This window comes from Flavobacterium sp. ACN6 (genome assembly GCF_002304005.1).
GTDB lineage: Bacteria > Bacteroidota > Bacteroidia > Flavobacteriales > Flavobacteriaceae > Flavobacterium.
The window spans coordinates 290,055-316,712 of record NZ_MRCQ01000003.1 but is presented as its reverse complement, the minus strand read 5'-3'; the positions used below and the strand labels follow the sequence as shown (position 1 = coordinate 316,712).

The 26,658-nt window shown below is 28.8% G+C and carries 27 protein-coding genes; all 27 read left to right on the top strand.

Annotation, left to right across the window (positions count from 1 at the left end):
* Positions 1-8: 8 nt before the first annotated feature.
* The 27 genes from BSF42_RS06780 (at position 9) to BSF42_RS06650 (ending at position 26,636) form a co-directional block, all read left to right on the top strand.
* Positions 9-1,082, top strand: a complete 1,074-nt coding sequence (locus BSF42_RS06780; RefSeq protein ID WP_095952343.1) for a Wzz/FepE/Etk N-terminal domain-containing protein — start codon at positions 9-11, stop codon at positions 1,080-1,082.
* A 36-nt stretch (positions 1,083-1,118) separates the two neighbouring features.
* On the top strand, positions 1,119-1,958 hold the full coding sequence (locus BSF42_RS06775; protein WP_172426650.1) for an NAD(P)-dependent oxidoreductase: 840 nt from the start codon (positions 1,119-1,121) through the stop codon (positions 1,956-1,958).
* A complete protein-coding gene (locus BSF42_RS06770) occupies positions 1,937-2,914 on the top strand; it encodes an ATP-grasp domain-containing protein (protein ID WP_095952341.1) in 978 nt (325 codons plus the stop codon). The genes BSF42_RS06775 and BSF42_RS06770 overlap by 22 nt, the downstream gene beginning before the upstream one ends.
* Before the next feature lie 2 nt (positions 2,915-2,916).
* Positions 2,917-3,552: an HAD family hydrolase gene (locus BSF42_RS06765; protein WP_095952340.1), complete on the top strand. Its 636-nt coding sequence runs from the start codon at positions 2,917-2,919 to the stop codon at positions 3,550-3,552.
* On the top strand, positions 3,553-4,182 hold the full coding sequence (locus BSF42_RS06760) for an acetyltransferase (protein WP_095952339.1): 630 nt from the start codon (positions 3,553-3,555) through the stop codon (positions 4,180-4,182).
* Positions 4,183-4,187: 5 nt separating this feature from the next.
* On the top strand, positions 4,188-5,360 hold the full coding sequence (locus BSF42_RS06755; RefSeq protein WP_095952338.1) for an acyltransferase: 1,173 nt from the start codon (positions 4,188-4,190) through the stop codon (positions 5,358-5,360).
* On the top strand, positions 5,357-6,490 hold the full coding sequence (gene rffA, locus BSF42_RS06750; protein ID WP_095952337.1) for a dTDP-4-amino-4,6-dideoxygalactose transaminase: 1,134 nt from the start codon (positions 5,357-5,359) through the stop codon (positions 6,488-6,490). The genes BSF42_RS06755 and rffA overlap by 4 nt, the downstream gene beginning before the upstream one ends.
* Complete coding sequence (locus BSF42_RS06745) at positions 6,483-7,925, top strand: MOP flippase family protein (protein WP_095952336.1); 1,443 nt, start codon at positions 6,483-6,485, stop codon at positions 7,923-7,925. The genes rffA and BSF42_RS06745 overlap by 8 nt, the downstream gene beginning before the upstream one ends.
* On the top strand, positions 7,915-9,054 hold the full coding sequence (locus BSF42_RS06740; protein WP_095952335.1) for a TDP-N-acetylfucosamine:lipid II N-acetylfucosaminyltransferase: 1,140 nt from the start codon (positions 7,915-7,917) through the stop codon (positions 9,052-9,054). Before BSF42_RS06745 ends, BSF42_RS06740 begins: the two co-directional genes overlap by 11 nt.
* A 20-nt stretch (positions 9,055-9,074) precedes the next feature.
* A complete protein-coding gene (locus BSF42_RS06735; RefSeq protein ID WP_095952334.1) occupies positions 9,075-10,229 on the top strand; it encodes an acyltransferase in 1,155 nt (384 codons plus the stop codon).
* Positions 10,230-10,301: 72 nt separating this feature from the next.
* Positions 10,302-11,288, top strand: a complete 987-nt coding sequence (locus BSF42_RS06730) for a glycosyltransferase family A protein (RefSeq protein WP_095952333.1) — start codon at positions 10,302-10,304, stop codon at positions 11,286-11,288.
* Between the two features lie 45 nt (positions 11,289-11,333).
* Positions 11,334-12,410: a glycoside hydrolase family 99-like domain-containing protein gene (locus tag BSF42_RS06725; protein WP_095952332.1), complete on the top strand. Its 1,077-nt coding sequence runs from the start codon at positions 11,334-11,336 to the stop codon at positions 12,408-12,410.
* A 56-nt stretch (positions 12,411-12,466) separates the two neighbouring features.
* Positions 12,467-13,237 (top strand): glycosyltransferase family 2 protein, encoded by a 771-nt coding sequence (locus BSF42_RS06720; protein ID WP_253251001.1) that lies wholly within the window; start codon positions 12,467-12,469, stop codon positions 13,235-13,237.
* A gap of 72 nt (positions 13,238-13,309) precedes the next feature.
* On the top strand, positions 13,310-14,428 hold the full coding sequence (locus BSF42_RS06715) for an EpsG family protein (RefSeq protein ID WP_172426649.1): 1,119 nt from the start codon (positions 13,310-13,312) through the stop codon (positions 14,426-14,428).
* Positions 14,421-15,263, top strand: a complete 843-nt coding sequence (locus BSF42_RS06710; RefSeq protein ID WP_095952330.1) for a glycosyltransferase — start codon at positions 14,421-14,423, stop codon at positions 15,261-15,263. Before BSF42_RS06715 ends, BSF42_RS06710 begins: the two co-directional genes overlap by 8 nt.
* A 16-nt stretch (positions 15,264-15,279) precedes the next feature.
* Positions 15,280-16,185 carry a hypothetical protein gene (locus BSF42_RS06705; RefSeq protein WP_141248435.1) on the top strand — a complete coding sequence of 302 codons (906 nt, stop codon included), beginning with the start codon at positions 15,280-15,282 and terminating at the stop codon, positions 16,183-16,185.
* A 9-nt stretch (positions 16,186-16,194) separates the two neighbouring features.
* Positions 16,195-17,016: a glycosyltransferase gene (locus BSF42_RS06700; protein WP_095952328.1), complete on the top strand. Its 822-nt coding sequence runs from the start codon at positions 16,195-16,197 to the stop codon at positions 17,014-17,016.
* Positions 17,017-17,913, top strand: a complete 897-nt coding sequence (locus BSF42_RS06695; RefSeq protein ID WP_095952327.1) for an NAD-dependent epimerase/dehydratase family protein — start codon at positions 17,017-17,019, stop codon at positions 17,911-17,913.
* Positions 17,913-18,878: a glycosyltransferase family 4 protein gene (locus BSF42_RS06690; protein WP_095952326.1), complete on the top strand. Its 966-nt coding sequence runs from the start codon at positions 17,913-17,915 to the stop codon at positions 18,876-18,878. Before BSF42_RS06695 ends, BSF42_RS06690 begins: the two co-directional genes overlap by 1 nt.
* Complete coding sequence (locus BSF42_RS06685; protein WP_095952325.1) at positions 18,875-19,303, top strand: WxcM-like domain-containing protein; 429 nt, start codon at positions 18,875-18,877, stop codon at positions 19,301-19,303. Before BSF42_RS06690 ends, BSF42_RS06685 begins: the two co-directional genes overlap by 4 nt.
* On the top strand, positions 19,293-20,429 hold the full coding sequence (locus BSF42_RS06680; protein WP_095952324.1) for a DegT/DnrJ/EryC1/StrS aminotransferase family protein: 1,137 nt from the start codon (positions 19,293-19,295) through the stop codon (positions 20,427-20,429). Before BSF42_RS06685 ends, BSF42_RS06680 begins: the two co-directional genes overlap by 11 nt.
* 23 nt (positions 20,430-20,452) lie before the next feature.
* Positions 20,453-21,001 carry a dTDP-4-dehydrorhamnose 3,5-epimerase gene (gene rfbC, locus BSF42_RS06675; RefSeq protein WP_095952323.1) on the top strand — a complete coding sequence of 183 codons (549 nt, stop codon included), beginning with the start codon at positions 20,453-20,455 and terminating at the stop codon, positions 20,999-21,001.
* Entirely contained in the window at positions 21,001-21,846 is an 846-nt protein-coding gene (gene rfbD / locus BSF42_RS06670) for a dTDP-4-dehydrorhamnose reductase (protein ID WP_095952322.1), read from the top strand. Before rfbC ends, rfbD begins: the two co-directional genes overlap by 1 nt.
* A gap of 55 nt (positions 21,847-21,901) precedes the next feature.
* Entirely contained in the window at positions 21,902-22,786 is an 885-nt protein-coding gene (gene rfbA, locus BSF42_RS06665) for a glucose-1-phosphate thymidylyltransferase RfbA (RefSeq protein ID WP_095952321.1), read from the top strand.
* Positions 22,787-22,867: 81 nt separating this feature from the next.
* Complete coding sequence (locus BSF42_RS06660) at positions 22,868-24,835, top strand: nucleoside-diphosphate sugar epimerase/dehydratase (RefSeq protein WP_095952320.1); 1,968 nt, start codon at positions 22,868-22,870, stop codon at positions 24,833-24,835.
* A 142-nt stretch (positions 24,836-24,977) separates the two neighbouring features.
* Positions 24,978-25,844 carry an ABC transporter permease gene (locus BSF42_RS06655; RefSeq protein ID WP_095952319.1) on the top strand — a complete coding sequence of 289 codons (867 nt, stop codon included), beginning with the start codon at positions 24,978-24,980 and terminating at the stop codon, positions 25,842-25,844.
* A gap of 117 nt (positions 25,845-25,961) precedes the next feature.
* Positions 25,962-26,636, top strand: a complete 675-nt coding sequence (locus BSF42_RS06650; RefSeq protein ID WP_095952318.1) for an FkbM family methyltransferase — start codon at positions 25,962-25,964, stop codon at positions 26,634-26,636.
* Positions 26,637-26,658 lie beyond the last annotated feature (22 nt).

Sequence of the window (26,658 nt, the reverse complement as noted above, 5' to 3'; positions counted from 1 at the left end):
TTATCTAAATGAATAATAAAACTTTAGTGAACGAAGAGATTTCGTTGAAAGACCTAATTCTACAATTGAAAGATTGGTTTCTGTATTTACTTTCAAAGTGGAAAATTATTATTGCTGCTGCTCTCTTTGGAACATTATTAGGAATTACATATTCTCTAATTAAGAAACCTATTTATACTGCCAGTTTATCTTTTGCACTAGAAGATGAAAAAGGTGGAGGTATTGGAGGGGCACTCGGTTTGGCAAATACTTTAGGTTTAGATCTAGGAGGAAGTGGAGGCGGAATATTTGAAGGAAGTAATTTAACAGAGTTGATTAAATCTCGATCTATGGTGGAAAAAACACTTCTTTCTGCTGTAAAATACGATGGTAAAATCATCTCTTTAGCAGAAATGTATATTCAAATTAATGAATGGCGTGCAGATTGGGCTGAAATTCCTAAATTGGCAAATGTACAATTTTTACCAAATTCAGACCGTAAAGTATTTACTCGAGTGCAAGACAGTATCTTAGGAGTTATGTATAAAAATTTATCAAAATCAGATCTTTCTGTTGCTCAAAAAGATAAAAAGATTTCTATTACATCTATTGATATTTCTTCTACAAACGAAATTTTTGCAAAGTATTTTTGTGATGCCTTAGCTCAAGAAGTTTCAGATTTTTATATTGCTACTAAAAGTAAGAAAGCGAGAATGAACATGGCTATACTAGAACGACAAACTGATTCTATTAGACGAGAACTGAATGGTGCGATTATGGGAGTTGCTGTTGCAAATGATAATACTTTTAATTTAAACCCTGCATTAAATGTAAGGAGAACACCTTCAGCTAAAAGGCAGGTAGATGTTCAGGCAAACACTGCAATATTAACGGAGTTAGTTAAACAAACTGAATTGGCAAAAGTTACTTTAAGAAAAGAAACTCCACTTATTCAAATTATTGATAGACCAATTCTGCCACTTAATAAAGTTGCTTTTGGAAAATTTAAAGGAGTGCTAATTGGAGGTTTTTTAGGAGCTTTCTTTAGTATAGTTGTTTTACTTTGTAAACGTTTGTTAAAAAACGTTATAGATATAAGTTAAGGCCTTATATTTTTATCTTTAAATGAGCATATAGTTTTGAAAATACTTGTAACAGGAATTAAAGGTTTTTTAGGTAGAAATCTGATAGACAGCTTGGGCATTCATGAAATTTTTGGATTGGGTACAAAAGATGAAATTTTTCGAAATATACCTGTATTTAATTCTGCTGACTTAGATAAATTAAATTTACATTTTGATTTTATAATTATTTGTCATGCAGCAGTTGCTTCTGGTGACACAATTCTTATGAACGACGATTTGTTTGATGTGAATGTTTCCCTAACAGAAAAGATTGTAACAAAATTTAGAAATAGTACTATAATATATATATCCACCGTTTCAATATACGATAAAAATTTAACCGTCATTGATGAAAACTCAGCAATTAATCCGCAATCTAGTTATGCATTGTCAAAATTATGGGGAGAAAGGGTAGTTTCTGATAATAAAAGATCAATTATTTTGCGAATATCATCAATGTATGGAATCGGTATGAAAGAAAATACTTTGATTCCCAACTATATCAATCAATCTATTCAAAATAAGAAAATTGAAATTTGGGGGAAAGGTCAAAGAATTCAAAATTATATCCACGTAAGTGATGTTGCTAATTACATTAATTTAATTATAGACAATCAAAAAAAGTTATTTGGTAAATTAATTTTAGGAGTTTCTAAAAAGCATTATTCAAATTTGCAAATAGCACAAATAATCTCAAATTTTACAAAAGCAGAAATTAATTTTACGAATAATGATAATTCTAATTCTATGCAGTATAATAATAGTTTAACAACTAATTTACTTGGTTGTAAAGCTGAAAAAAATATTGAATTAGAATTACAAAAATATATTAAATGGAAAGAAGGAAAATCTTAGTTACAGGAATTGGCGGTAATGTTGGACAAGGTATATTACGTAATATTCGTGATTCATTTCCAGAATTAACTATCATCGGAGTTGATATTGCGGACTTTACTTCGGGTAACTATTTATGTGATAAAACATATAGAGTGCCTTATTCTTATGAAGAAAATTATATTTCGGTAATTCAAAAAATAGTCAAATTAGAATCAATTGATTTGATTATTCCTTCGACGGATTTTGAAGTTTATTATTTATCATTAAATCAGTCAATTATAGATGCTGTTGTAGCAGCCAGTGATTCGGAAAAAACAAAATTATATTTAGATAAATACAAAACTTTTTTATATCACAGCAAAAACAATATTCCTTTTGCGAAATCATGGCTACCTCTGGATTACGATTTTTCAGAGAAAGAAATTATTGCAAAACCCAGAGAGGGAAGAGGATCTAGAGGTATTTTGATTAATCCAGAAAATCCTGCAGGACTGCCGGATGGATATATGATTCAATCATTAGTAAAGGGCAAAGAAATTACTACAGCTGTGTATGTTACTAAAGAGAATATTTTGCATTCAATATTTACTATGGAAAGAGAATTAACCAATGGTACTACATCTAAATCTATGGTGACGTTTGAATATGATGAAGAATTGAAAATAATTATTAAAAAGATGATTGACTTAGGAGGCTTAAGAGGTAGCTTTAATATACAGTCAATAGTAAGCAATACTAACGAGATTATTCCTTTTGAAGTTAATTGTAGAATTTCAGGAACTAATTCGATCCGTCACAATTTAGGCTTTCAGGATGTTAAATACACAATACAAGAATATCTTTTTAATGAAAAACCTGATATTTCAAAACCAATTAAGGGTATTGCAACACGTATCCTATTAGATGTTGTCTATCCTAATGCAACAGATGAAAAAGAACTAAATAATAACTTATCAAAACATATTCTATACTAATAATGATTAAATATATTTTTTTTGATGTTTCAGGAACTATTTTGGGAAAGCCAACTTTATTTCAAAAAATTCAAGAATCATTAAATACTTTTGGCTTTTTTAATTCCTCAAATGAAATAAAACTAAAACATAAATTATTATCAGAAGTTATACATTTTCCAGATAGAACAGATAAAAAATTTTATGATCATTTTAATTCTGAGCTTTTACGGTTGTTGGGAATAATTCCTTCAGAAGAAATTCTAGATAGCATTTTTAAAAATTGTACTTATCTACCTTGGGAAAAATTTGAAGATACATCTATATTATCTCAAATTAATTTACCAATGGGCATAATATCAAATTTTAATAATAGCCTTAATGAAAAATTAAATCATTTTTTTGGACCAATTTTTAAAGATATTTTAGTTTCTGAGGATTTAGGGATTGCAAAACCTCAGCTTGAGTTTTACGACAAGGCATTAGAAAGAATTGGACATAATGCAAATGAAGTATTGTACATTGGTGATTCTTTGAAATTAGATATTGAGCCAGCTACATTGTTAGGAATGCAATGCCTGTTAATTGACAGAGACAATTTTTATCAAAAATCGAGTAATAAAATAGAAGATTTGAGTAATATTTTACAATTTATTTAAATGAAGATACTTGCTATAATTGGTTCAGGAGACTTGGGACAACAAATCGCTCATTATGCAATTTCAGACGGGCATTACCAAAAAGTTGTCTTTTTTGACGACTATAATAATGAAATCAGTATAAATGGATATTCCATTGTAGGAAATTCAAATGCCATTGTAGACGCATTTTCTATGAATATTTTTGATGAATTAATAATTGGAATAGGTTATAAGCATTTATCAATTAGAAAGGCATTGTTCGAAAAGTTTGAAAATGTTATTCCATTTGGTAAGATAGTGCACAGTTCCTCTTGGATAGATAAAACAGCCACTGTCAGGGATGGATGTGTAATTTATCCAAGCTGCATTATTGATGCGAGTGCAATTATTAGCAACAATACAATACTTAACATTGGATGTACAGTTTCTCATGATACAATAGTTGGCAAGCATTGTTTTCTTTCTCCTCGAGTAGCATTGGCTGGATTTATAAATGTTGAAGAAATGTGTATACTAGGAATTAATTCTACAGTTATTGATAATATTCATATTGTATCCGAAACAAAGATAGGAGGGGGAACAGTGGTCATAAAAAGTATCAATGAAGCGGGTTTATATGTTGGTAACCCTCACAGATTAATTAGGTAGTATATATGGAAAATAAAAAAATATTTTTCAAAGGTTTAAACGAACTTAGAGCTTTTGCTGCTCTTGCAGTAATTTTTCATCACATAGAATTATTTAAAAATAGTGATCAAATAAGTAGTTTGTTAAAATCGATTTATTTTTCGTATTTTATTGAAAGGCTAGGTAAAAATGGGGTATACTTATTTTTTGTTTTGAGTGGCTTTTTGATTACATATCTTCTGCTCATTGAAAAAGAAAAATCTCAAACAATATTGTTTAAGAAGTTTTACTTAAGAAGAATATATAGGATATGGCCTTTATATTATATAATTCTAATTATTGGTTTTATTATAATTCCATTTTTAGCTTATACTTTTGAAATATTTGAAAATACTCCAAGCTTTTTTGGTTTAATTTCTAACCAAGAAAATTATTCTTTGAAAAGTATTTTATTGTACATCTTCTTTTTACCAAATGTAGCATTAAGTTATTTTCAGATTATACTGGTTGGGTGTTCTCAAGCTTGGTCAGTAGGTGTAGAGGAGCAATTTTATATTTTATGGCCGTTATTAATATTTTTATTTACAAAAAGAAAAACGCTATATTTCTTTTTGCTGTTATTAACCTTTTTTATTTCTTCAAATATATTTTTCAAACTCGATTATGTCGTTAATAATCTTGCAGTTGTTTTATTGTATGTTTATCGAATTATTTCGCTAGTACCATTCGAATACATGACTATAGGTGCAATTGGTGGTTATTTGTATTTACATCATAACGATATAATTGTTGTTTTTACTAAAAGTAAATATGTTTATTTTTTATTACTATCATTAATTTTAGGATTAATGTTTATTCCTTTTTTTATGACCTATTTTCAAAGTATTATTTTAAGTGTACTTTTCTTATGCTTAATATTAATCACAATTAATGATAAAAATAATTTTGTGCTTAGGAGTAGGAAATTATCTTACATAGGTAAAATTTCTTATGGTATATATATGTTTCATCCTTTTGTAATGTTTTTGGTATTTCCATTTGTTAATAAATATTTTCCTTTTAGTACGAATTCATTTTTTTATAACTTTTCTGTTTATTTTTTTGTCTTTTCACTTACTATTTTAATGAGCCATTTTTCATATAAATACTTTGAATCTATATTTATAAATATAAAAGATAATAAATACAAAACATTATGATACCCTTTAACAAACCTTATTTAACAGGAAAAGAGACGCATTACATTTATGATGCAGTAAATTCAGGAAAAATTTCAGGTAACGGAAAATATACACAAAAATGTCAAACCTTTTTTGAATCTAATTATGGTTTTAAAAAATGTCTTTTGACCACCTCTTGTACTGATGCACTAGAAATGGCTGCTATTTTAATAAATATTAAGGAAGGAGATGAAGTTATTGTGCCTAGTTTTACTTTTGTTTCTACAGCAATTGCTTTCGTTAGACAAGGAGCGAAAATTGTATTTGCAGATTCATATAGTGATAATCCAAATTTTGATACAGATAAAATAGAAGCCTTAATAACTGACAAAACTAAAGCAATTGTTCCGGTTCATTATGCAGGTGTAGCATGTGATATGGATATGATTATGGAATTGTCTGCTAAATATAATTTGTTTGTAATTGAAGACGCAGCTCAGGCAATTGATAGTTTTTACATTGGCAAAAACGGTGTTAAAAGGGCTTTAGGATCTATTGGGCATCTTGCAGCCTTTTCTTTCCACGAAACAAAAAACATTATATCTGGAGAAGGAGGTATGTTAACTATTAATGATGATAGATTTATTAGCAGAGCCGAAATAATTTGGGAAAAAGGAACTAATAGAGCTGAATTTTTTAGAGGAGAGGTCAATAAATATGGCTGGGTGGATACTGGATCCTCTTTCTTGCCTTCAGAAATTATAGCTGCTTTTCTTTGGGCTCAAATTGAAAATATTGAGCAAATTCAAAATAAAAGAAAAGAATTATGGAATAGATATTTTGAAAATTTAAATCAAGAACCTCCCAGTAATTTTGCCCTTCCTACCGTACCAGATTATGCCACTAATAATGGGCATATGTTTTATATTACAACGAAAAGTATTGAAGACAGAAATAGATTAATTGAAAAATTAAAGTTAAACGGTTTTTATGCAGTTTTTCATTATATTTCTCTGCATTCAAGCCCCTATTATATTGAAAAACATGATGGACGAATCTTAGAAAAGTCTGATAATTTTACAGATTGTTTACTTAGGTTACCAATGTTTTATGAACTTGAAAATTCGAATATTGATGCAATTTGTAAAATAATACTCGAGAATGCATAGTGATTTAAAAAAGAGAACTGAAAAAGGAATAAAATGGTCTATCATTGATCAAGTTTTCAAAGTAATAATATCTTTAGGGATTTCCATATTTTTAGCAAGATTAATTGATCCCAGCGAATTTGGATTGTTTGCAATTGTAACTGTATCGGTTGGCTTTCTTACTATTTTTAGAGATTTTGGGCTAAGTGCAGCTTTAATTCACAAAGATGAGCCCACACAGTTAGAAATTGACTCGGTGTTTTGGTTTAATAACTTATTGGCTTTAATCATTGCTTTAATTATTTTTTTTGGAGCTTATTTTGCTGGAAATTTTTATAAAGATCCAAAATTGATTCCTCTCATGCAGATTATGGGATTAATCTTTTTTCTAAGTGCATTTGGACTTGTACCTGATGGGCTAATCCATAAGCACTTAGATTTTAAAAGTTTTTTCATTAAAAACATTATTAATATAGTTTTATCAGGTTCGATTGCTATATTCTTTGCTTATTTAAAATACGGTGTTTGGGCTTTAATTATACAAACATTAGTTTCAACAATATTAGAAGTAGTCATATCTTTTAGAATGATTAAATGGAGGCCCAGAATGCAGTTTTCGTGGCCTTTAATCAAACCTTTTTTAAAGTTTAGCATGCCTTTGTTAGGAGAAAACACAATTAACTATTGGGTAAGAAATATAGATAATTTGTTAATTGGGAAAATGCTCGGTGACCAAGTGCTAGGATATTATTCACGAGCCTATAATTTGATGCTACTACCAGTTCGTCAAATTTCTGGAGCCATAACTCGAGTAATGTTTCCTTCATTATCAATTATTAAAAATGACAAGCAGAAAGTTTGGGAAAGTTATTCAAAGATTATAAGTATAACAGCTTTTTTTACTTTTCCATTGATGGGAATGCTTTACTTATTTGGAGATGAAATCATTTTACTTCTATATGGCGAAAAATGGATAGGTACAATTCCTATATTAAAAAACTTATGCTTTTTAGGAGCAATTCAGTCTATAGGTGTATATTGTGGAAGTATTTTTTCTTCTCAAGGACAAACATATTTACAATTTAGAGTTGGATTAATTACGAAACCTGTTATGATTTTAGGAATTGTGATCGGTCTATATTACAACGGTATTATGGGGGTCATTTTTGGATACACTCTGACAAGTTGTTTAGCATTTTTTATAGAATCCTTTTTTCTGGCAAGAATACTACACCAAAAAACTTATCAAATTTTTAAAGGGTTCTATAAGGAATTTATAATTACTAGTGGTCTTCTATTTATAAGTTTTCTTGTGAAAAAATCCTTAATAGAATATAACATGTTCTTAGTATTTAGCATCGTTTTATTTGCGGGGATTGCTATATATATAGGTTTAGCGCTATTCTTTAGATTGTACGGTGCTATTTTTTTAAAAGAAAAAATATATGGAATTTAAAGCGATTGTTAATGTAATGCCAGATGATAAATTTTTAGACTATTACATTGATATTTCTGAAAAATTATGTCCTGAAAAATCCTCTTATGTCGTATTTTCGGATAAAGAAGAACTTAATTTTATCAAATCCAAAAACCCTAATTTGGTAAAAATCAGTAATTCACAACAAAGTTATCTAAAACTATCAAAATTTTTTGAAAATGTTTCAGTCGTAATATTTCATAGCTTTATAGATCTCCATTTGGAATTTATTAATGAAATTCCTGAAAACATTGTTAAAGTTTGGCTATTTTGGGGGCATGAAGGATATGGCGCACTGCCTTCTTCAAGATATACAAAAATTAATTCGGGCAAATTATTATATCCTCATACATTATTTGGAAAATTAAGATTTTGGAAAGACTATATTTTAAACTATTATTTAAGTGAAAATAATAGATTAAATAGGTCCATTATTAAAAAAATGGATTATTGTGCAACATGGGTTGATAGAGATTATGATTTAGCCAAAATTATTAATCAAAAGATAAAAAGGCTGTATTTCTCATATTATTCAAATGAACTTATGGGGCTTGACAAAATATTGGAAACACCAATAAATAAAAATCGAGTTCTGTTAGGCAATTCTGGAAATCATTCTAATAATCATATTGAAGCTCTTGAGCTTTTACATAAAAAAAAATTTTCCGGTGAAATAATTTGTCCTTTGTCTTATAGTGGGAGCAATACTTATATTAGGGCAATAGAGAAAAAAGGGTATCAAATGTTCAATAAGAATTTTATTCCTCTTTTAGATTTTATGCCACTTCATGAATATCAAGATGTACTTAATAGCTGTGGAATCGTTTGGATGAATCACATTAGGCAGCAAGCGGCAGGGAATTTGTTTGCAGCTTTCTGCACAAAAAAAATTGTTGTTTTAGATGAAGAAAATCCAATGATAAAAACTTTTGAAGATTGGGGATTACATTTTTTAAAAACTAACAAATTAGATCAATTAGATAATTTAGATATTAGGCCTTTTGAAAAAAATAGAGATATAATTTTAAGTAAAATAGTAATTAAGGCCAACGAAGAATTTTTTGTAGAAATTGAAAAGATGATTGAACTTAAAAAGGATAAATTTTAAATTAGAATTAAAGATAAAGAATGTTGAAGAAATTTAAAAATGTATTTAATATTGAAATTAGCCCAAACAGAATTTTTGGACTTGATCTTTTACGAACTGTAGCTATTCTATCTGTAGTAATCGGTCATGCAAATATATTGCTTCCAGAAAAAACAAGAAAAATATTTGATTTATTTGTAGTTGATGGAGTTGGAATTTTTTTTGTATTAAGTGGATTTTTGATAGGTGGTATTCTGATTAAAACTATTGAAAATAAAGGGTTTAATTCTAAAATATTAATGGATTTTTGGGTTAGAAGATGGTTTAGAACATTACCTGCTTATTTTTTAGTATTAACTTTTTTAATTGTACTGTATTCAATATTGAAAGTTGAAAATTTTGATTTCAATATGTATATAAAATACTATTTTTTTTCGCAAAATCTGTTTCAATCACATCCTGTTTTTTTTCCAGAAGCATGGAGTTTGAGTATTGAAGAATGGTTTTATATAATTACACCAGTATTAATTTTCGGATTAGTATTCTTGAGAATCTCAAATAAAATGGCAGTATTAATAACATGCATATTAGTATTACTTAGCATTACTTTTTTGAGAATGTGGACATTCATGAGTATGGAGATTATGAATCATGAACAATTTGGTGAAATCTTCAAAAAACGTGTTTTTATGAGGATGGATGCTCTTATGTATGGTGTATTTGCTGCATATTTAAATTATTATTATAATCATATATTTCTATTATACAAAAAATTTAAATTTATTATTGGACTATTCTTGTTTACTTTTAGCAATATTTATATTCCTTCGATAAATGGATTTTATATTGCTGTTTTATACTTTAGTGTAAATTCTGTCGCAACATTTTTAGTTTTACCATATCTGTATACCTTTCATCTGAAAGAAGGAAAGATTTTTTATATAGTTACTTATATAAGCTTAATATCCTACTCAATGTATTTGCTGAATTACACAATTATTTTAAAACTTATAATTGGCAGTATAATACCATGGTATTTAGTAACAACTAATCTAACTTTTTTAATGTTTTATAAGTTATTATTTTTCTGGATAGCTTTGATTCTCCTCTCCATATTACTATACAAGTATTTTGAAATTCCGATGATGAAACTTAGGGATAATAAAAAAATAAAAGAAGTACTTAAAATACAATAATAATTATGGGATTGTCAGTATGACCTTTCATACACGTATGTTTGGATTTTTTTTTCATAAAAACAATATTATATGATTTCTTTAGTTATTCCCGTTTTTAACAGTAAGGCTCTTGTCTCTGAAATGATTGAATGTGTTTTATCTCAAACAATGAAAAATTGGGAGCTTATTTTAGTAGATGACGGTTCAAATGAAGATGTGATACAAATGATGATGAATTACTCTCATTTAAATAATAAAATTAGGGTAATTAAACGAGATAGATTACCTAAGGGGGCACCGACATGTCGTAATATCGGTCTAGAAAATGCCAATGGAGAGTTTATTATGTTTTTTGATTCTGATGACTTGATTTCTTCCACATGTTTAGAGAATAGGATAAAGTTTATGAATTCTAATTTAAAAATAGATTTTGGAGTGTTTAGGGCAAGAAGTTTTCATAGTGTAAGTGATTTAGAAAATCAAGAGTTTTGTAAAGCAGACTATTCATATGAACTTATATCAGAACCTAGGGATTCTTTTTTGAATTTTTTAAAAGGTTTATACCCTTTTGTGGTTTATACAAATATTTACAGAAGATTGAGTTTAATAGAAAATAAAATTCAATGGGATGAAAACCTGAATGTCTTGCAAGATATAGATTTTAATTTTACAACTTTATCAAAAGGTTTACTTTGTGAGTTTGATAAAATTACAGATTACGATTATTTTATTAGAGCATCCCATAATGAAAATTCTATTTCTTCAAATTTGGCAGAGGACAAAAAATATAATTCCGCTAAATACTTGATCGATAAAGTAGTTAAAACTATTTATAATACTTTTCCAAATCATAAAGAATACCGAATTGAATTTTGGGGCTTTGTCATTTTTTATTTTAATCGCATTCTTCTTGATAAAAGTAAAACTAAAGATTATGTGAATTTCTGTAGTCAGTATTTTTCTGCATTTAGAATTTTTAGATTAAAAACAGTTGTCTTTTTTTCCTATATATTTTATGATTTTCGATATTTTAGAAGAATTTCCCGAATTTTACAAAATATCTTTTATGTATCATAGGTTAAAATAAATAAAATAAATGAGTACTAAAGTTTATAATAAATAATGAAAGCAAAAGCAAGGGTAATAGCATTTTATTTGCCACAATTTCATCCAATTCCTGAAAATGATGATTGGTGGGGAAAAGGTTTCACTGAATGGAGAAATGTCGGTAAAGCAAAATCTCTTTTTAAAGGTCATTATCAACCAAGAGTTCCAGCAGATTTAGGATATTACGATTTGAGAGTTCCAGAAACTAGGGAGGCTCAAGCAGAAATGGCAAAAGAATATGGCATCGAAGGATTTTGTTATTGGCATTACTGGTTCGGTCATGGTAAAAGATTAATAGAAAGGCCTTTTAATGAGGTTGTCAATTTAGGCGAACCAGATTTTCCTTTTTGCTTAGCATGGGCTAATGAGACTTGGAAAGGTTTCGCACACGGAATGACAAATAGAAATGTTTTAATAGAGCAATTATATCCAGGCATTGAAGATTATGAAGCTCACTTTTATGAAGTTTTGCCAGCATTTAAAGATAAGCGGTATTTGACTGTTGATAGAAAACCCATATTCATGATTTACAAACCCCTTTCACATCCAGATTTAAATCAGTTTATTAATTTATGGCAAAAATTGGCGCTTGAAAATGGACTCGCAGGTATCTATTTTGTTGCTCATACTTCATTTGTAGAAGAGATACCTGAAATTCTCAAATATAAAATAGATGCAGTAAATCTAAATAGGATTTTTTCATATGTACATTCTAATAGATCTTTCAGCAGGAAAGTGTCCGATAAAATGAAAAAACATATTTTGAGGATGCCACTTGTTTATCATTATAAGAAAATGACTAAATATTTTCTAGGAAAAGAGGAATTGCAAGAAAATATTTTTCCAACTATTTTGCCAAATTGGGATCATTCACCTAGAAGCGGAAGAGAAGGGGTTGTTTTTCATAATTCAACTCCCGAATTATTTGAGAAGCATGTTTCGGATGCTTTAAAATTGGTTACTGCGAAGTCAGAGGATAAAAAAATAATTTTTCTAAAATCATGGAATGAATGGGCTGAGGGCAATTATATGGAACCAGATTTAAAATATGGAATGGATTATCTTAAAGCGTTACAAAAAGTAGTAAAATAAAAGTGCTAATTTTTTTAAGAAATGGTAAATTAATTTTAAACTATAAATTCTAATTTATGAATAATTTTACAGAACGAATAAAGGTCATTCTAAGGCCATTAGTGTATTTTTTTAGGACAATTAGAAGGTTAACATTATCCCTTATCTATCCTTCAAAAATTAAAAACTCATTTCAGATTCCTATAATAATCAACAACAGAAATAGATTTGAATATCTGACTCAATTAATAAACGCACTTGAAAAAAGAGGGTACACTAATATATTTATAATTGATAATGACTCGACCTATCCGCCATTACTAGAATACTATAAAACATGCAAATATGAGATATTTATGTTGGGAAAGAATGTTGGACATTTAGCGATGTGGGAAACAGATATACATAAAAAATTTATTAAAGACTATTATGTTTATACGGATGCTGATGTCGTTCCTATTGAAGATTGCCCTGCTGATTTTATGCATTTTTTTTGGCAGACGTTAAAGAAATATCCTGCAGTACAAAAAGTTGGGTTCTCTTTAAAAATAGATGATCTCCCTGATTCTTTCGCTAAGAAAAAGGAAGTAATAGAATGGGAACAACAATTTTATGAAAATAAAGTAGAAGATAAATTTTTTAAGGGATTTATTGATACAACTTTTGCTTTATACAGACCTTTTATGGAAGCAGGTAAAGGAGCATTAATGTATCGTTCTGCATATCCTTATCAAGCATATCATATGCCATGGTATGTGGATTCTTTAAATTTATCTTTTGAAGAAAACTTTTACATAAGAAATGCTACAACAAGTACACATTGGACAAAATTGAATAAAAAAAAATAGATGTTTTATTTGTTTGTTTTTTTATTAATCGTTATTTTTTCTGTTCTTGAAGTTATAAATTTACAGGGAAAGATGACTAGAATATTTCCAAAAATTATAGCGTTTCTTTTTTTGTTTATTGCAGGATTAAGATATGAAACTGGTGTAGATTGGCGTATTTATACTGCAATGTTTGAATCTACACCAAGCATAGAAGAAATAACAGATGCATATGGAAGAATTTTAATTTTTTCGTCGCCAGATTATGGATATTGTTTATTTATTTCTATAATAAAATATTTTAATGGATCTATACAAACAGTTTTCTTTTTAATATCACTAGTTGGATATTTTTTTCTATATAAAAGTATCGTCTTTTTTTCCCAGGGAAAATCAACATCGTTGTTGCTGCATTTTTCGTTACTGTTTTTCATTCTTGATATGAGTGGTCTCCGGCAAGGCTTTGCATTGGCAGTGTTTTTTTATTCAATAAAATTCGTGTGCGAAAGAAATTTCTTAAAATATCTTGCTTGTATATTTTTTGCAGCTTCATTTCACTGGAGTGCATATTTATTACTACCATTATACTTTGTTTTTAGAAGAAGGCTGTCATCAATATCTTTGATAGTCTTTTTCTGTATTTCGCTACTTATTTTCTTTTTAAAAATCTCATGGCTAGGCTTAATAATTACGAAAATTGTACCTTTAATAGGTGACTTTAGTATTGCTGCCCGTCTAGTGATATACTCAAATTACAATAGTGCCAATTTGGAAAGAGTCTTAAATGCAAATACTATTATTAACGTATTGTTTTTTATTATCACTTTTGCATTATTGATTAATTATAGAAAAGAATTAGAAAAAAAGAATAATTTTTTTAATATTTTCTTTAATATTTACATATTTCAAATTTTTACATTTTTTTGTATGTATGAATTTATTGAAATGGCAGATAGATTACGATTATATTTTACAATTTCAAATTTGATTATTCTGCCAAGCCTGGTATATTTATTTTATACGAGAATTGACCGGATAATGGTTTTTACTTATGTTGTAGTTTTTGCTTTTTTCTCATGTAAACCATACATTCTTAATTTGCCAACTACTATTGCGTATCATCCGTATCAAAATTATTTGATTTATCAACTTTTTGATTTACGAAGTACAGGTGAAGAAAGATTAAATAAACACGCAGAAATTCATGGATAAAATGCTAGATAACTTTATAGCAATAATTGTTATTTATAATAAGGAATTATACAGATCAGAAACATTAAAGTCATTAGGTGAAGATTTAGAAATATTGGGACTTGAATTAGACCTTTTCATTTACGATAATAGTGCTAATAAGCAAGAAGACTTTAAAATGAAAGGATTTAATATTGTAAATCATTTTTGGAATGGAGAAAATATTGGAGTAAGTGGTGCCTACAATGAGGGGGTTAAATTTGCGAATATTCATAATAAAGAATGGGCTTTATTACTAGATCAAGATACTTTGTTTGAAAATGGAGCTATATTTGAATATTTAAAGAATATTAACCTTTGTAAGGATGTCAATTTATTTACACCAATAATTAAAATTGAAGACGGAACAATATTTTCGCCTTTCAAGAAAGTTTTTAAGAGAGGTGTAGTTTTAAAAAAGGTATCTCCTGTAAGATACTCCCTGAAAAATTTTTCTCCTGTAAATAGTGGAATATTAGTGAGAATTTCTTCATTTTTGGAAGCTGGTGGCTACAATAAAAATGTTAAATTAGATTTTAGTGATATTGAATTTATTAGAAAATTTGCGAAATATAATAAAGAATTTAAAGTAGTTGATACTTCTTGTATTCAAGACTTTTCTAATTCAGAGACAGATGCCAATAAGCTTAATGTACGCTTTGACTATTTTTGTGATGGAATAAAGAATTGCGAACGAAATAATCTATATGAACATTTGCAATTTTTTATAATTGTTTTTTTAAGAATGGGAATATTAATAGCAAGGACTCGAAAAATAATTTTTATTAAAACATTTTACAATAGTTATTTAAAATAATTGCCAATAATTTATAATGAAACTATCACATAAAAATAGATTTTATCTTGATCTACTGTTTGAGATTATATTAAGTCCAATTTCATATATGAATAATTTTTTGAAATGGCATTTTGGAAATATTGAAAATAAAGAAGTTTTAACTAAAAAAAGAAAATCAGTTAATCAAAATAAGGTGTCTGTATGTATTCATGAATGGGGTGGTTATGAGGGGAAAAGGCTGAAGAAAATTAAAAACATTCCAGAATTTGAATGTGGTTTAGATTACCAATTGGAAAGATTTCAAAATTATTCTGGACAATATGATTTGAATTTATCTATTACAATTTCAGAATTGAATTTATTTAAAAGCAAAATAAATAATGTTGAGATGATAGAAGTTCCCAATGAGGGTATGGATTTCTCAGGATATGAAGCGTTTTTCAATAAAATCAAGAGTGAGGAGAATCAATACGTTATTTTAACAAATAGCTCTGTGAATAAATATCAAGTTAACTTTATAGATGATTATATTTCATTTTTTAAAGAAAATTCATCAATAGGAATGATGGGAATTTCTTTTAATTCAAAAATGTATCAAAGTTTAATTAAAAATAACTTTAACCCGCATTTACAAAGTTTTTTTTTGTTAACCACAACCCAAGTTCTAAAGGAAGTAGTTGATTTTAATAATGGTTTTCCTGGAAAAGGCATTGATTATAAATTAGAATTAATTAAAAAAGGAGAAATCAAATTATCAAAAATTGTCTTGGATATGGGATATACATTAGCATGCGTGTTAGAAAATGGGAAACCATTCTTGTTTGATAAAAGCCATTTTATAGATAATGGCAGAAATTCATGGAAAAATTTTTATGGGGATTATAGACTGCATACAAGAAAACCAAATGCAATAAATTCATTAAAATTAGGTGTCAAATAATTAATCATTATGGGTAATTATAGCTTTACTGCTTCAATAGTACTTTATAAAACAGATGAAGTAGAATTATTAAAAACGATAGAAAGTATTTTGCAAGGAAACATTAGCGCGAAATTATATTTAGTAGACAATTCTCCAAATGATGTATTAAAAAAAAAGCTTAATGATTTTAGAATAATTTATATTCACAATCCTTCTAACCCAGGTTTTGGAGCTTCTCATAATATCGCTATTCAAAAAGCTATTGAATCTGGTTCAGATTATCATTTTATTGTTAATCCAGATATTTATTTTGAAAAAGATGTAATTTTTCCAATGTTGGAATACATGAGAAAGGATGCGGCTATCGGAATGATGATGCCTAAAATATTAAATTTAGATGGAACTACCCAAAATTTACCAAAGCTTCTACCTAATCCATTAAGTATTATTTGGAGAAAGGTTAAAAAGCCTGCTAAAGCATATCAAAGATTTATTGAGCAGTATGAATTGAGAAAAGTACCAGAAGATATGATTTACAACGCCCCAATACTTTCGGGATGTTTTACACTATTAAAGCTTCAAGCAATTAAGAAAATTGGTGCATATGATGATAATTTTTTTATGTATTTTGAAGATTGGGATTTATCAAGAAGAATGCATCAACAATATAAAACAATATATTTCCCACTAGTTTCTGTTTACCATGGATACGAATCAGGAGCAAATAAAAACCGTAAGTTGTTTAAAATTTTTGTGAATTCAGCTTTAACTTACTTTAATAAATGGGGGTGGTTTTTCGATATGGAAAGAAATAAAATTAATAAAAATGCACTTTCTCAATTTAAATAAATGAAAATAAAAGTTACTGGTTCTTCTGGTTTTGTGGGTAAAAATTTATCTGATTATTTGTTAAATCATTCTTTTGAAATTGATAAAATTTCATTACGAAATCTGGATTGGAAAAACGAGTTGAGAGGTGACGTACTTATTCATCTTGCAGGCAAAGCACATGATACAAAAAATTCAAGCGATGCGTCAGAATATTTTAAAGTCAATACAGATTTAACAAAAGAACTATTTGACGCTTTCTTAAAAAGTGAAATAAAAGACTTTATTTATTTCAGCAGCGTAAAGGCTGTTGCAGATAATGTAACGGACGTTTTATATGAAGATGTAGTTCCTAATCCTAAAACACCTTATGGTTTATCAAAAATAAAGGCAGAAGAATATATTTTATCGAAGGAAATTCCATTGGGTAAAAGAATTTTTATAATCAGACCTTGTATGGTTCACGGTCCAGGAAATAAAGGGAATTTGAACCTTCTTTATAATGTAGTTAAAAAAAGGATTCCATACCCTTTAGGAGCTTTTTATAATGAAAGGTCTTTTTTGGGAATCGATAATCTTAATTTTATAATTAAAAAAATTCTTCAAAATAAAAATATTACTTCTGGTATATATAATTTCTCAGATGACGATGTGTTGTCCACCATTGAATTAGTTCAGATTATAGCAGAAGTTTTAAATAAAAAAAACTTAAATATCGCTATTCCGAAGCCCTTAATTAATGGAATTGCAAAAATTGGCGATTTAGTGAGATTTCCATTGAATTCTGAAACAGTTCAAAAATTGACAGAGAATTATAGAGTTTCAAATCAGAAAATAAAAGCAGCTATAGGAGTCGAAAAGTTACCGACTTCAACAAGAGAAGGGTTAGAAAAAACAATAAAAAGCTTTTTAAAATAATGCAATACACAATTTTAGGAATAATTCTAATGATATTGATGCTGGTTTACTTTAAGGTAGCAGATCGTTATAATATTATTGATAAACCAAATCTACGGAGTTCACATACAGAAATAACGTTACGTGGAGGCGGAATCATTTTTTGGTTTTCGGCATTGCTATATTTTATACAAAATATCCAAAGCAATTATCTTTTCTTTACTGGGATTACGTTGGTCAGCTTAGTTAGTTTTTGGGATGATATCCAAAGTTTATCCAATAAAATTAGAATTTCTATTCATTTTCTTGCCATAACTCTGATTTTTATCGATTTAGAATTGTTTACATTAATGCCAATTTGGGGAGTTGTTGTAAGTTATATTTTGGCTATCGGTCTAATCAATGCCTACAACTTCATGGATGGAATTAATGGTATAACCGGACTTTATACCTTAGTTGTATTAGGTGCTTTATTATATGTCAATACTAAGCTCCAATTATTTATTGATGGAGATTTGATAAGATACGGAATGATTGCCAGTATCGTTTTCTTGTTTTTCAATTATAGAAAAAAAGCAAAATGTTTTGCAGGTGATGTCGGAAGTATTGCTATTGCATTCTGGATCATCTATTTACTTTTAAAACTTATTATTAGCACCAATACAATTATCTGGCTTTTATTTTTAGCTGTTTATGGTATCGATGCAGTTTGTACAATTGTACATCGCTTGTATTTAAAACAAAATATTTTTGAAGCTCATCGTTTACATTTCTATCAAATTCTGAGTAACGAATGCAAAATTCAACATCGATTGGTATCGCTTTATTATGCGGTGGTTCAAATTGCGATTTCGACGCTGGTACTAGCATTATATCAAAAAGTAAATGATATCATCTTGTTTTCAGTTATCTTGATTCCGTTGCTTTTTTTGTACTCAGTAAAGTTTTATTTAATAAATAAAAATAATTTAAAGCTGTCTATATGAATACGAAAGTAATTCAGGGAGGAAATTTTTCAGATCATCGTGGGACTATTTCTTATGTCAATGACTTCAAGTTTAATGATATTGAAAGATTTTATATAATAAGTAATTCCGATGAAAACCCGTTTCGAGCTTGGCAGGGACATAAATTAGATGCAAAAAATTTTTACTGTGTTAGTGGTTCTTTTAAAATCTATTTTGTAAAAATTGATAACTGGCAAAAGCCCTCCAAAATGTTAGAGATAGAGACTGTTTTTGTATCAGAATCAGAAAGCAAGATAGTTCATATTCCAGCAGGTTATGCAAATGCTATAGAATCGTTAGAATCAAATTCAAAATTAATTTCGTTTTCGACCCTACCATTAATGAATGTGAAAGAAGACGATGTTCGTTATCCTTCAGATTATTGGAATATAAATGCATTATAAAAGAATTTATTTATCATTGTCGCATCAAAGTGGTTTTGAACAAGAATATGTTCAAAAAGCATTAAACTCTAACTGGATAACTTCAGGCGGACCAAATGTTGATGATTTTGAAAAGGAACTTCAGAACTATTTTGGCGAAGGTTGTTTTACAACGGCTTTAAACTCTGGAACATCAGCTATTCATTTAGCATTAATTTTATTGGGAGTTAAAAGTGGTGATGAAGTAATTTGTCAAAGCATGACATTTGCTGCATCTGCAAACCCAATTTTATATCAGGGAGCGATACCTATTTTTGTTGATAGTGAAGCGGAAACTTGGAATATATGCCCGCAAAGCATGGAACTAGCTATAAAAGATCGTATTAAAAAAGGTAAAAAGCCTAAAGCTATAATTGCAGTACATTTATATGGAATGCCTTATAAGGTTGATGAAATTCATGCAATAGCAGACAAATATGAGATTCCAATAATAGAAGATAGTGCCGAAGCTCTAGGAAGCAAATACAAAGGGAATAAATGTGGTAGTTTTGGTAGTTTTGGAATTTTATCATTCAATGGCAATAAGATAATAACAACTTCTAGTGGAGGAGCTTTGGTCTCAAATTCATCTGATTTAAAAGAAAAAGCAATTTTTTATGCTACGCAATCGAAAGATAAAGCACCACATTATCAACATAGCAAGATAGGTTATAATTATAGAATGAGTAATATTTGTGCGGGAATTGGTCTTGGGCAAATAAAAATTCTAGAAGAGAATGTCGAGAAACGAAGAAAAAATCATTTCTTTTATAAAGATGTTTTTAGTGAAATCAAAAGTGTTAAACTTTTAGAAGCTTTAGATCAGAATTTTTTCTCTAATTATTGGTTAAATACAATCATTATAGAAACAGATAAGAATAGAGACAAGGAAAGCTTGCGACTTAGTCTTGAAAGTGCAAATATTGAAAGCAGACCATTATGGAAACCAATGCATTTACAACCCATTTTTGATAAATATCCGTATTATGGAAATAAAATTGCTGAAGGATTGTTTAATAACGGATTGTGTTTGCCATCGGGATCAAATCTTAAAGAAGAAGATAGAGATAGAATTGAAAAAGTGATTAAGACTTTTTTCAATTGTTGAATAAATAAAATAAAATTAATAATATGAAAATTGAAAAAACATTTATAGAAGATTTAGTGATTGTCGAACCAAGTGTTTTTGGAGATGAAAGAGGTTATTTTTTTGAATCTTACAGTAAAACTAAATTTGAAGAGCTTGGTATTGAAATTGATTTTGTTCAGGACAATCAATCATTTTCTAAATATGGAACTTTAAGAGGATTACATTATCAGAATCCTCCTTTTGCGCAAACAAAATTAGTTCGTGTTTTAGAAGGGGAAATAATAGATGTTGCTGTGGATTTAAGAAAAGATTCGCCAACTTACGGTAAAGCATTCAGTATTCTATTATCTGCAGAAAATAAAAAACAATTATTAGTACCCCAAGGTTTTGCACACGGATTTTCAGTTATAAGTGAAACAGCTTCTGTAATGTATAAATGTGATCAGTTTTATAATAAAGCTTCAGAAGGAGGAATTAAATATGACGACCCGTCTTTAGATATTGATTGGGGAATGAATTTAAAAGATGCAATTGTTTCTGAGAAAGATCAAATTCTTCCTTTTATTGATAATTGTAATAGTTTGTTTTAATGAAAAAAATTCTTGTAACAGGGGCAAACGGACAGTTAGGTTCTGAACTTGCAGTTTTGGCAGTTAATAATCCGGAGTTTGACTGGGTTTTTGCTGATCGAACTAAAATAACATTAGATAATTTAGAACTGCTTCAAAATCAATTAAATGAAATCCAACCTGATATTATCTTAAATTGCGGAGCATATACAGCAGTAGATAAAGCGGAATCAGAAAAAGAAACTGCATTTTTAGTAAACCATTTAGCGGTAGAAAAAATTGCAAGATATAGTGCAGAAAATAATGTGAAATTAATTCATATTTCTACTGACTATGTGTTTGATGGAAAATCTTCTGTTGCTTTAAACGAAGAAGCGGTAACAAATCCGATAAATATTTATGGAGAAAGCAAATTAGCTGGTGAAAATGCTTGTATGAAAGAGAATCCTAGCGCAATTATTATTAGAACTTCTTGGGTTTATAGTAAGTTTGGGAATAATTTTGTTAAAACAATGCAGCGTTTAATGCAGGAAAGAGACGAAATTAATGTTGTAAATGACCAGATGGGGTCGCCAACTTACGCTGCTGATTTAGCACAAGCATTAATTACAATTGTGAAATCTACTAACTGGGTTTCAGGTATTTTTAATTATTCAAATGAAGGTGAAATAAGCTGGTATGAATTTGCGTTAGCAATAAAAGAATTAGGGAACTATTCTTGTAAAGTTGGAGGAATTGGTTCTTCATCTTACCCAACTCCAGCTAAGCGACCTAATTTTTCATTATTAGACAAAGAAAAAATAAAATCAATTTATAATCTGGAAATTCCTGATTATAAAGTAAGTCTAAAAAAAATATTTGAATAGTAAAGCTATTAAAATATTCAATTAATTGATAATCTCTAAAATTTAACAAGATACTATGAAAGGAATTATATTAGCTGGAGGTTCTGGCACAAGATTACACCCGTTAACGTTAGCAGTAAGCAAACAGCTAATGCCGGTTTATGACAAGCCTATGATTTACTATCCTCTTTCAACTTTAATGATGGCAGGAATTAATGAAATTTTAATTATATCAACTCCCCATGATCTCCCTCATTTCAAAAAGCTTTTGGGAGATGGAAGTATAGTAGGATGTAAATTTAGCTATGCAGAGCAACCAAATCCAAATGGCTTAGCTCAGGCTTTTGTCATAGGAGAAGATTTTATTGGAAAAGATAAAGTTGCTCTGGTATTGGGGGATAATATTTTCTTTGGAACTAACATGCAGCAATTATTAAAGGAGAATGCTGATCCAGAAGGTGGTGTTGTTTTTGCATATCATGTTGTAGATCCTGAAAGATACGGAGTAGTTGAGTTTGATGAAAATAAGAATGCAATTTCTATCGAAGAAAAGCCTCTTGAACCAAAATCTAATTATGCTGTTCCTGGATTATATTTCTATGATAATTCTGTTGTAGAGATTGCAAAAAATATTAAACCCAGCGCCCGCGGTGAATATGAAATTACAGATGTTAATAAAGTTTATCTTGAAAAAGGGGAATTAAAAGTTGGAATATTGAGTAGAGGCACAGCTTGGTTGGATACAGGAACTTTTAATAGTTTAATGCAGGCTGGACAATTTGTTCAGGTTTTAGAAGAAAGACAGGGTTTAAAAGTTGGCTGTATTGAAGAAATTGCATGGAGACAGGGTTTTATTACTGATGAACAGCTAGAAAAACTTGCGCAGCCATTACTGAAATCTGGTTACGGAACATATTTATTAGATTTTCTAAAACAAAAGAAAAAAGGTGTTAAAATTTAATTTACATCTTTAAGTAATTATTTAAAACCTTTAATTTGTATTTTTGTAAAAACTAGTTTGCAGATTTAAACAAAACCTCAATTGAACACAGAAAAACCAAATAGTATAACTTCATTGTTATACAATACTTTTTCGCCGAGAAATCTTCGGGCAAATATCAATAATCTAAGTTATTTACCTAGATGGATAATCGTTGCTATAGATGTAATGGTTCTATTTTTTTCGTTTTCACTAACTTATTTGCTTTTTGAAGGTACTGCAATAGGTTATATTATTACTTCACATGATTTTTATTTTGTTGGGACACTAATTATTGTAAATGTGTTTTTTTTCTGGCTTTTCAGAACTTATTCAGGAATTATTAGGCACTCTTCTTATATAGATGCAATAAAGTTGCTGTTCTCTCAAATGTCGGTTCTGGTATTTTTCTTATTTATAAATCTAGTATTTGAATTATATACAGGAAATAAAGCTTTTTTAAACACTGCATTATTTATCAATTTAGTTTTATCTTTTTGTGGGTTGTTTTTATATCGTGTCGTTGTAAAACAAACTTTCGAAATGTACTTTTCAGAAAAAGCCACAACGAAATTGGTGCGGACTGTAATTTACGGAACAGATGCTAATGCAATTTCAGTAGCAAACGCTTTAAAATTTGAAACACCATCAAGATTTAAAATTGTTGGTTTTGTAGACAAGAATAATCAGAATGCTTCCAAGCGTATGCTGGATCTTCCAATTTTGATTTTAAGAAAAAAACTTCCTGCATTAATGAGATCTGTGGCGGCAGAAGGTGTTATTATCGCTGATAAAAGTTTAAGTAAGGACGAACAACTAATTATTGTAGATCAATGCTTAGAGTTTAATTACAGAGTATATACTGTCCCTTTAATTTCAGATTGGGAAAATCAAAAAGAAATTTCTCAAAAAGTAAAGAATATTCAAATTGAAGACTTATTAGAAAGGAAGCCTATAGTTCTAGATAGTAAATCGATTTCTAAACAATTGAAGGATAAGACAATTTTAATTACTGGAGCGGCTGGCTCAATTGGAAGTGAAATTGTAAGACAGGTTTTAAACTTTAATCCAAAAATTGTTATTGTTTTAGATCATGCTGAAACGCCATTACATAATTTGTGTTTAGAGACTCAAGCTATGAATTGTAGTGCAAAGATTGTGGCGGTAATTGCTGATGTTCGAAGTAAAAAGGCTTTAGAAAAGGTATTCAAGAACTATAGTCCACACGTTGTTTTTCATGCGGCAGCTTATAAACACGTACCTTTAATGGAAGAAAATCCATCTCAGGCTATTCAAACTAATATTAAAGGAACCAAAAATTTGGCAGATCTGGCTTGTAAGTACCATGTGAAGAAATTTGTTATGGTTTCTACAGATAAAGCTGTTAACCCAAGCAATGTGATGGGAGCGAGTAAGCGTATCGCTGAAAAATATGTACAATCTTTGTTCTTGAAAAATCAGAGAGAAAATATTGAGGGTGGTACAAAATTCATAACAACTCGCTTTGGTAACGTTTTAGGTTCAAACGGTTCAGTTGTTCCTTTATTTACTAAGCAAATTGCAGAAGGCGGACCTGTAACAATAACACATCAAGATATTATTCGTTATTTTATGACTATTCCAGAAGCTTGTCAACTGGTATTAGAAGCTGGAGCCATGGGTAACGGAGGTGAAATCTACATATTTGATATGGGTAAGCCAGTACGAATAATAGATTTGGCAAAAAAAATGATTAAACTAGCTGGTTTTATACCAGATAAAGAAATAAAAATTAAGATTGTTGGACTAAGACCTGGTGAAAAACTTTACGAGGAACTGTTAAATGATACTTCTAAAACGCTGCCAACTTATCATGAAAAAATTATGATTGCGCAAGAAATTCAAGATGAATACGAGAATCTCCATATTGATGTTGATGAGCTTATAGGAATTGCTGATTTTTATGAAAATGATGATATTGTATCTAAAATGAAAAAGATTGTTCCAGAGTTTAAAAGTATGAATTCCACTTTTGAAGTCTTAGATAAGTAATCTTATTTTTAATAAATATATCGAATTATTGCAAAAGGTGTTTTTTTAAAAAACACCTTTTGGCATTTTTAAACAATAGCATAAATGTTAAAAATCTTGTTAATTTTAAAATTAAAAAACTATTTTTTCCCAATTTAATGTAATGAACGATTCTAATGGCACAAATGATTGGTTGTTTGAAATAACACCTAAAAATAAATTTTTATCATTTAATTTTAAAGAAATCTGGCAATACCGTGATTTAGTAATGTTATTTGTAAAAAGAGACATTATAACAGTTTACAAGCAAACTGTTTTGGGGCCTCTTTGGTATCTTATTCAACCTTTGTTTACTTCAGTTACATTTACTATAATATTTAATAATGTAGCAGGAATTACTACAGGTGCAATTCCTCCTTTTTTATTTAATCTTGCTAGTATTACAGTGTGGAATTATTTTACAGCTTGCGTAACGGGTACTTCTGATACTTTTAAAGCGAATGCTGCAATTTTCGGGAAAGTTTATTTTCCAAGAATCATCACCCCATTATCAGTAGTAATTTCTAACCTAACTAAATTCGGAATTCAATTTTGCATTTTTATAGCTTTTTATATCTTTTATTTTTTAAATGGTGCTGCTATGAGCTTAAATCCGTCATTACTTTTTTTTCCATTACTGATAGCTTTCATGGGAATTTTAGGTTTAGGTCTAGGAATGATGATTTCATCAGTGGTTACAAAATATCGTGACTTTAGCAACTTAATTGGTTTTGGGATGCAACTTTTAATGTATTTGTCTGCGGTGATTTATCCGATGGACCTAATAAAACAAAAATTGCCAAAGTTTGGCTGGATAGTAGAGTACAATCCGTTGGCATACGCAATTGAAACCTCTCGGTATATGTTGTTAAACACAGGAAATGTTTCAATTTTAGGTCTTTCATACACTATTGTTGTAACACTTGTTATTTTCTTTGTCGGGATATTATTGTTTAATAAAACAGAGAAGAGTTTTATAGATACAGTCTAGTTATATTTAAAAATATATAGCCTTCATTATTTGCAATAAACATTGTTAACATTAGTAGAAATATGTTGGTCGGAGATAAGTTTTTTAGTTTAGTAACTGGATGAAATACAATTAAAGATGAAAAATAAGATAAAAGAATTAATCTTTAAGAGATTTAAGGTCAGTTTTTCTAAATCGGGTGAAGATATTCAATTAAATAAATTGATTGCTTCAACATCTCCCGGTGTGTATGTTGATATTGGCTGCTGGCATCCAATTAAAGCATCGAATAGTTATTTCTTTTATTTAAGAAATTGGAAAGGCTTGTGTATCGATCCAAATCCAGAATTAGAATCATTATATAAAAAAATAAGACCAAAAGATAATTTTATAAATTGTGCAATTGGTCAAGATGAGAAAATTTATAAGTATTACATGCTTGAAGAAAGCTCGATGAATACATTGGATTATGATTTTATACAAAAACATAATTTGGTTGATAAAATCAGAAAAACGATAGATGTACCGTCATTTTCATTAGAAAAAATACTCGATAAAAATATCAAACCAAATGAGCGATTAGACTTCTTTGATATCGATGTTGAAGGATTTGACTTAGAGGTTTTAAAAACAAACAATTGGATTAAATACCGACCTAAAATTGTTCTTATAGAAACGAATTTTTCTTTGAAGGAAGATTTAAATTCAGAAATTGTAAAATATCTAGAATCTAAAGACTACAAAGTAGTTGGAAAATCAATTATTTTTGGGGATTTAGGGAATTTATTTTTAGTTGATAAAAAAGTAGAGTAATCGACTTTGCAGTTTTTATCTT

Excerpts from the sequence above, each read along its gene's own strand:
- rfbC (WP_095952323.1), top strand. The coding sequence starts at position 20,453 with ATGAAAATTGAAAAAACATTTATAGAAGATTTAGTGATTGTCGAACCA.
- BSF42_RS06765 (WP_095952340.1), top strand. The coding sequence starts at position 2,917 with ATGATTAAATATATTTTTTTTGATGTTTCAGGAACTATTTTGGGAAAG.
- BSF42_RS06710 (WP_095952330.1), top strand. The coding sequence starts at position 14,421 with ATGGATAAAATGCTAGATAACTTTATAGCAATAATTGTTATTTATAAT.
- BSF42_RS06780 (WP_095952343.1), top strand. The coding sequence starts at position 9 with ATGAATAATAAAACTTTAGTGAACGAAGAGATTTCGTTGAAAGACCTA.
- BSF42_RS06655 (WP_095952319.1), top strand. The coding sequence starts at position 24,978 with ATGAACGATTCTAATGGCACAAATGATTGGTTGTTTGAAATAACACCT.
- BSF42_RS06740 (WP_095952335.1), top strand. The coding sequence starts at position 7,915 with ATGGAATTTAAAGCGATTGTTAATGTAATGCCAGATGATAAATTTTTA.
- BSF42_RS06725 (WP_095952332.1), top strand. The coding sequence starts at position 11,334 with ATGAAAGCAAAAGCAAGGGTAATAGCATTTTATTTGCCACAATTTCAT.
- BSF42_RS06705 (WP_141248435.1), top strand. The coding sequence starts at position 15,280 with ATGAAACTATCACATAAAAATAGATTTTATCTTGATCTACTGTTTGAG.
- BSF42_RS06730 (WP_095952333.1), top strand. The coding sequence starts at position 10,302 with ATGATTTCTTTAGTTATTCCCGTTTTTAACAGTAAGGCTCTTGTCTCT.
- BSF42_RS06760 (WP_095952339.1), top strand. The coding sequence starts at position 3,553 with ATGAAGATACTTGCTATAATTGGTTCAGGAGACTTGGGACAACAAATC.
- BSF42_RS06680 (WP_095952324.1), top strand. The coding sequence starts at position 19,293 with ATGCATTATAAAAGAATTTATTTATCATTGTCGCATCAAAGTGGTTTT.
- rfbA (WP_095952321.1), top strand. The coding sequence starts at position 21,902 with ATGAAAGGAATTATATTAGCTGGAGGTTCTGGCACAAGATTACACCCG.
- BSF42_RS06650 (WP_095952318.1), top strand. The coding sequence starts at position 25,962 with ATGAAAAATAAGATAAAAGAATTAATCTTTAAGAGATTTAAGGTCAGT.
- BSF42_RS06685 (WP_095952325.1), top strand. The coding sequence starts at position 18,875 with ATGAATACGAAAGTAATTCAGGGAGGAAATTTTTCAGATCATCGTGGG.
- BSF42_RS06770 (WP_095952341.1), top strand. The coding sequence starts at position 1,937 with ATGGAAAGAAGGAAAATCTTAGTTACAGGAATTGGCGGTAATGTTGGA.
- BSF42_RS06745 (WP_095952336.1), top strand. The coding sequence starts at position 6,483 with ATGCATAGTGATTTAAAAAAGAGAACTGAAAAAGGAATAAAATGGTCT.
- BSF42_RS06755 (WP_095952338.1), top strand. The coding sequence starts at position 4,188 with ATGGAAAATAAAAAAATATTTTTCAAAGGTTTAAACGAACTTAGAGCT.
- rffA (WP_095952337.1), top strand. The coding sequence starts at position 5,357 with ATGATACCCTTTAACAAACCTTATTTAACAGGAAAAGAGACGCATTAC.
- BSF42_RS06695 (WP_095952327.1), top strand. The coding sequence starts at position 17,017 with ATGAAAATAAAAGTTACTGGTTCTTCTGGTTTTGTGGGTAAAAATTTA.
- BSF42_RS06735 (WP_095952334.1), top strand. The coding sequence starts at position 9,075 with ATGTTGAAGAAATTTAAAAATGTATTTAATATTGAAATTAGCCCAAAC.
- BSF42_RS06720 (WP_253251001.1), top strand. The coding sequence starts at position 12,467 with ATGAATAATTTTACAGAACGAATAAAGGTCATTCTAAGGCCATTAGTG.
- BSF42_RS06700 (WP_095952328.1), top strand. The coding sequence starts at position 16,195 with ATGGGTAATTATAGCTTTACTGCTTCAATAGTACTTTATAAAACAGAT.
- rfbD (WP_095952322.1), top strand. The coding sequence starts at position 21,001 with ATGAAAAAAATTCTTGTAACAGGGGCAAACGGACAGTTAGGTTCTGAA.
- BSF42_RS06715 (WP_172426649.1), top strand. The coding sequence starts at position 13,310 with ATGACTAGAATATTTCCAAAAATTATAGCGTTTCTTTTTTTGTTTATT.
- BSF42_RS06690 (WP_095952326.1), top strand. The coding sequence starts at position 17,913 with ATGCAATACACAATTTTAGGAATAATTCTAATGATATTGATGCTGGTT.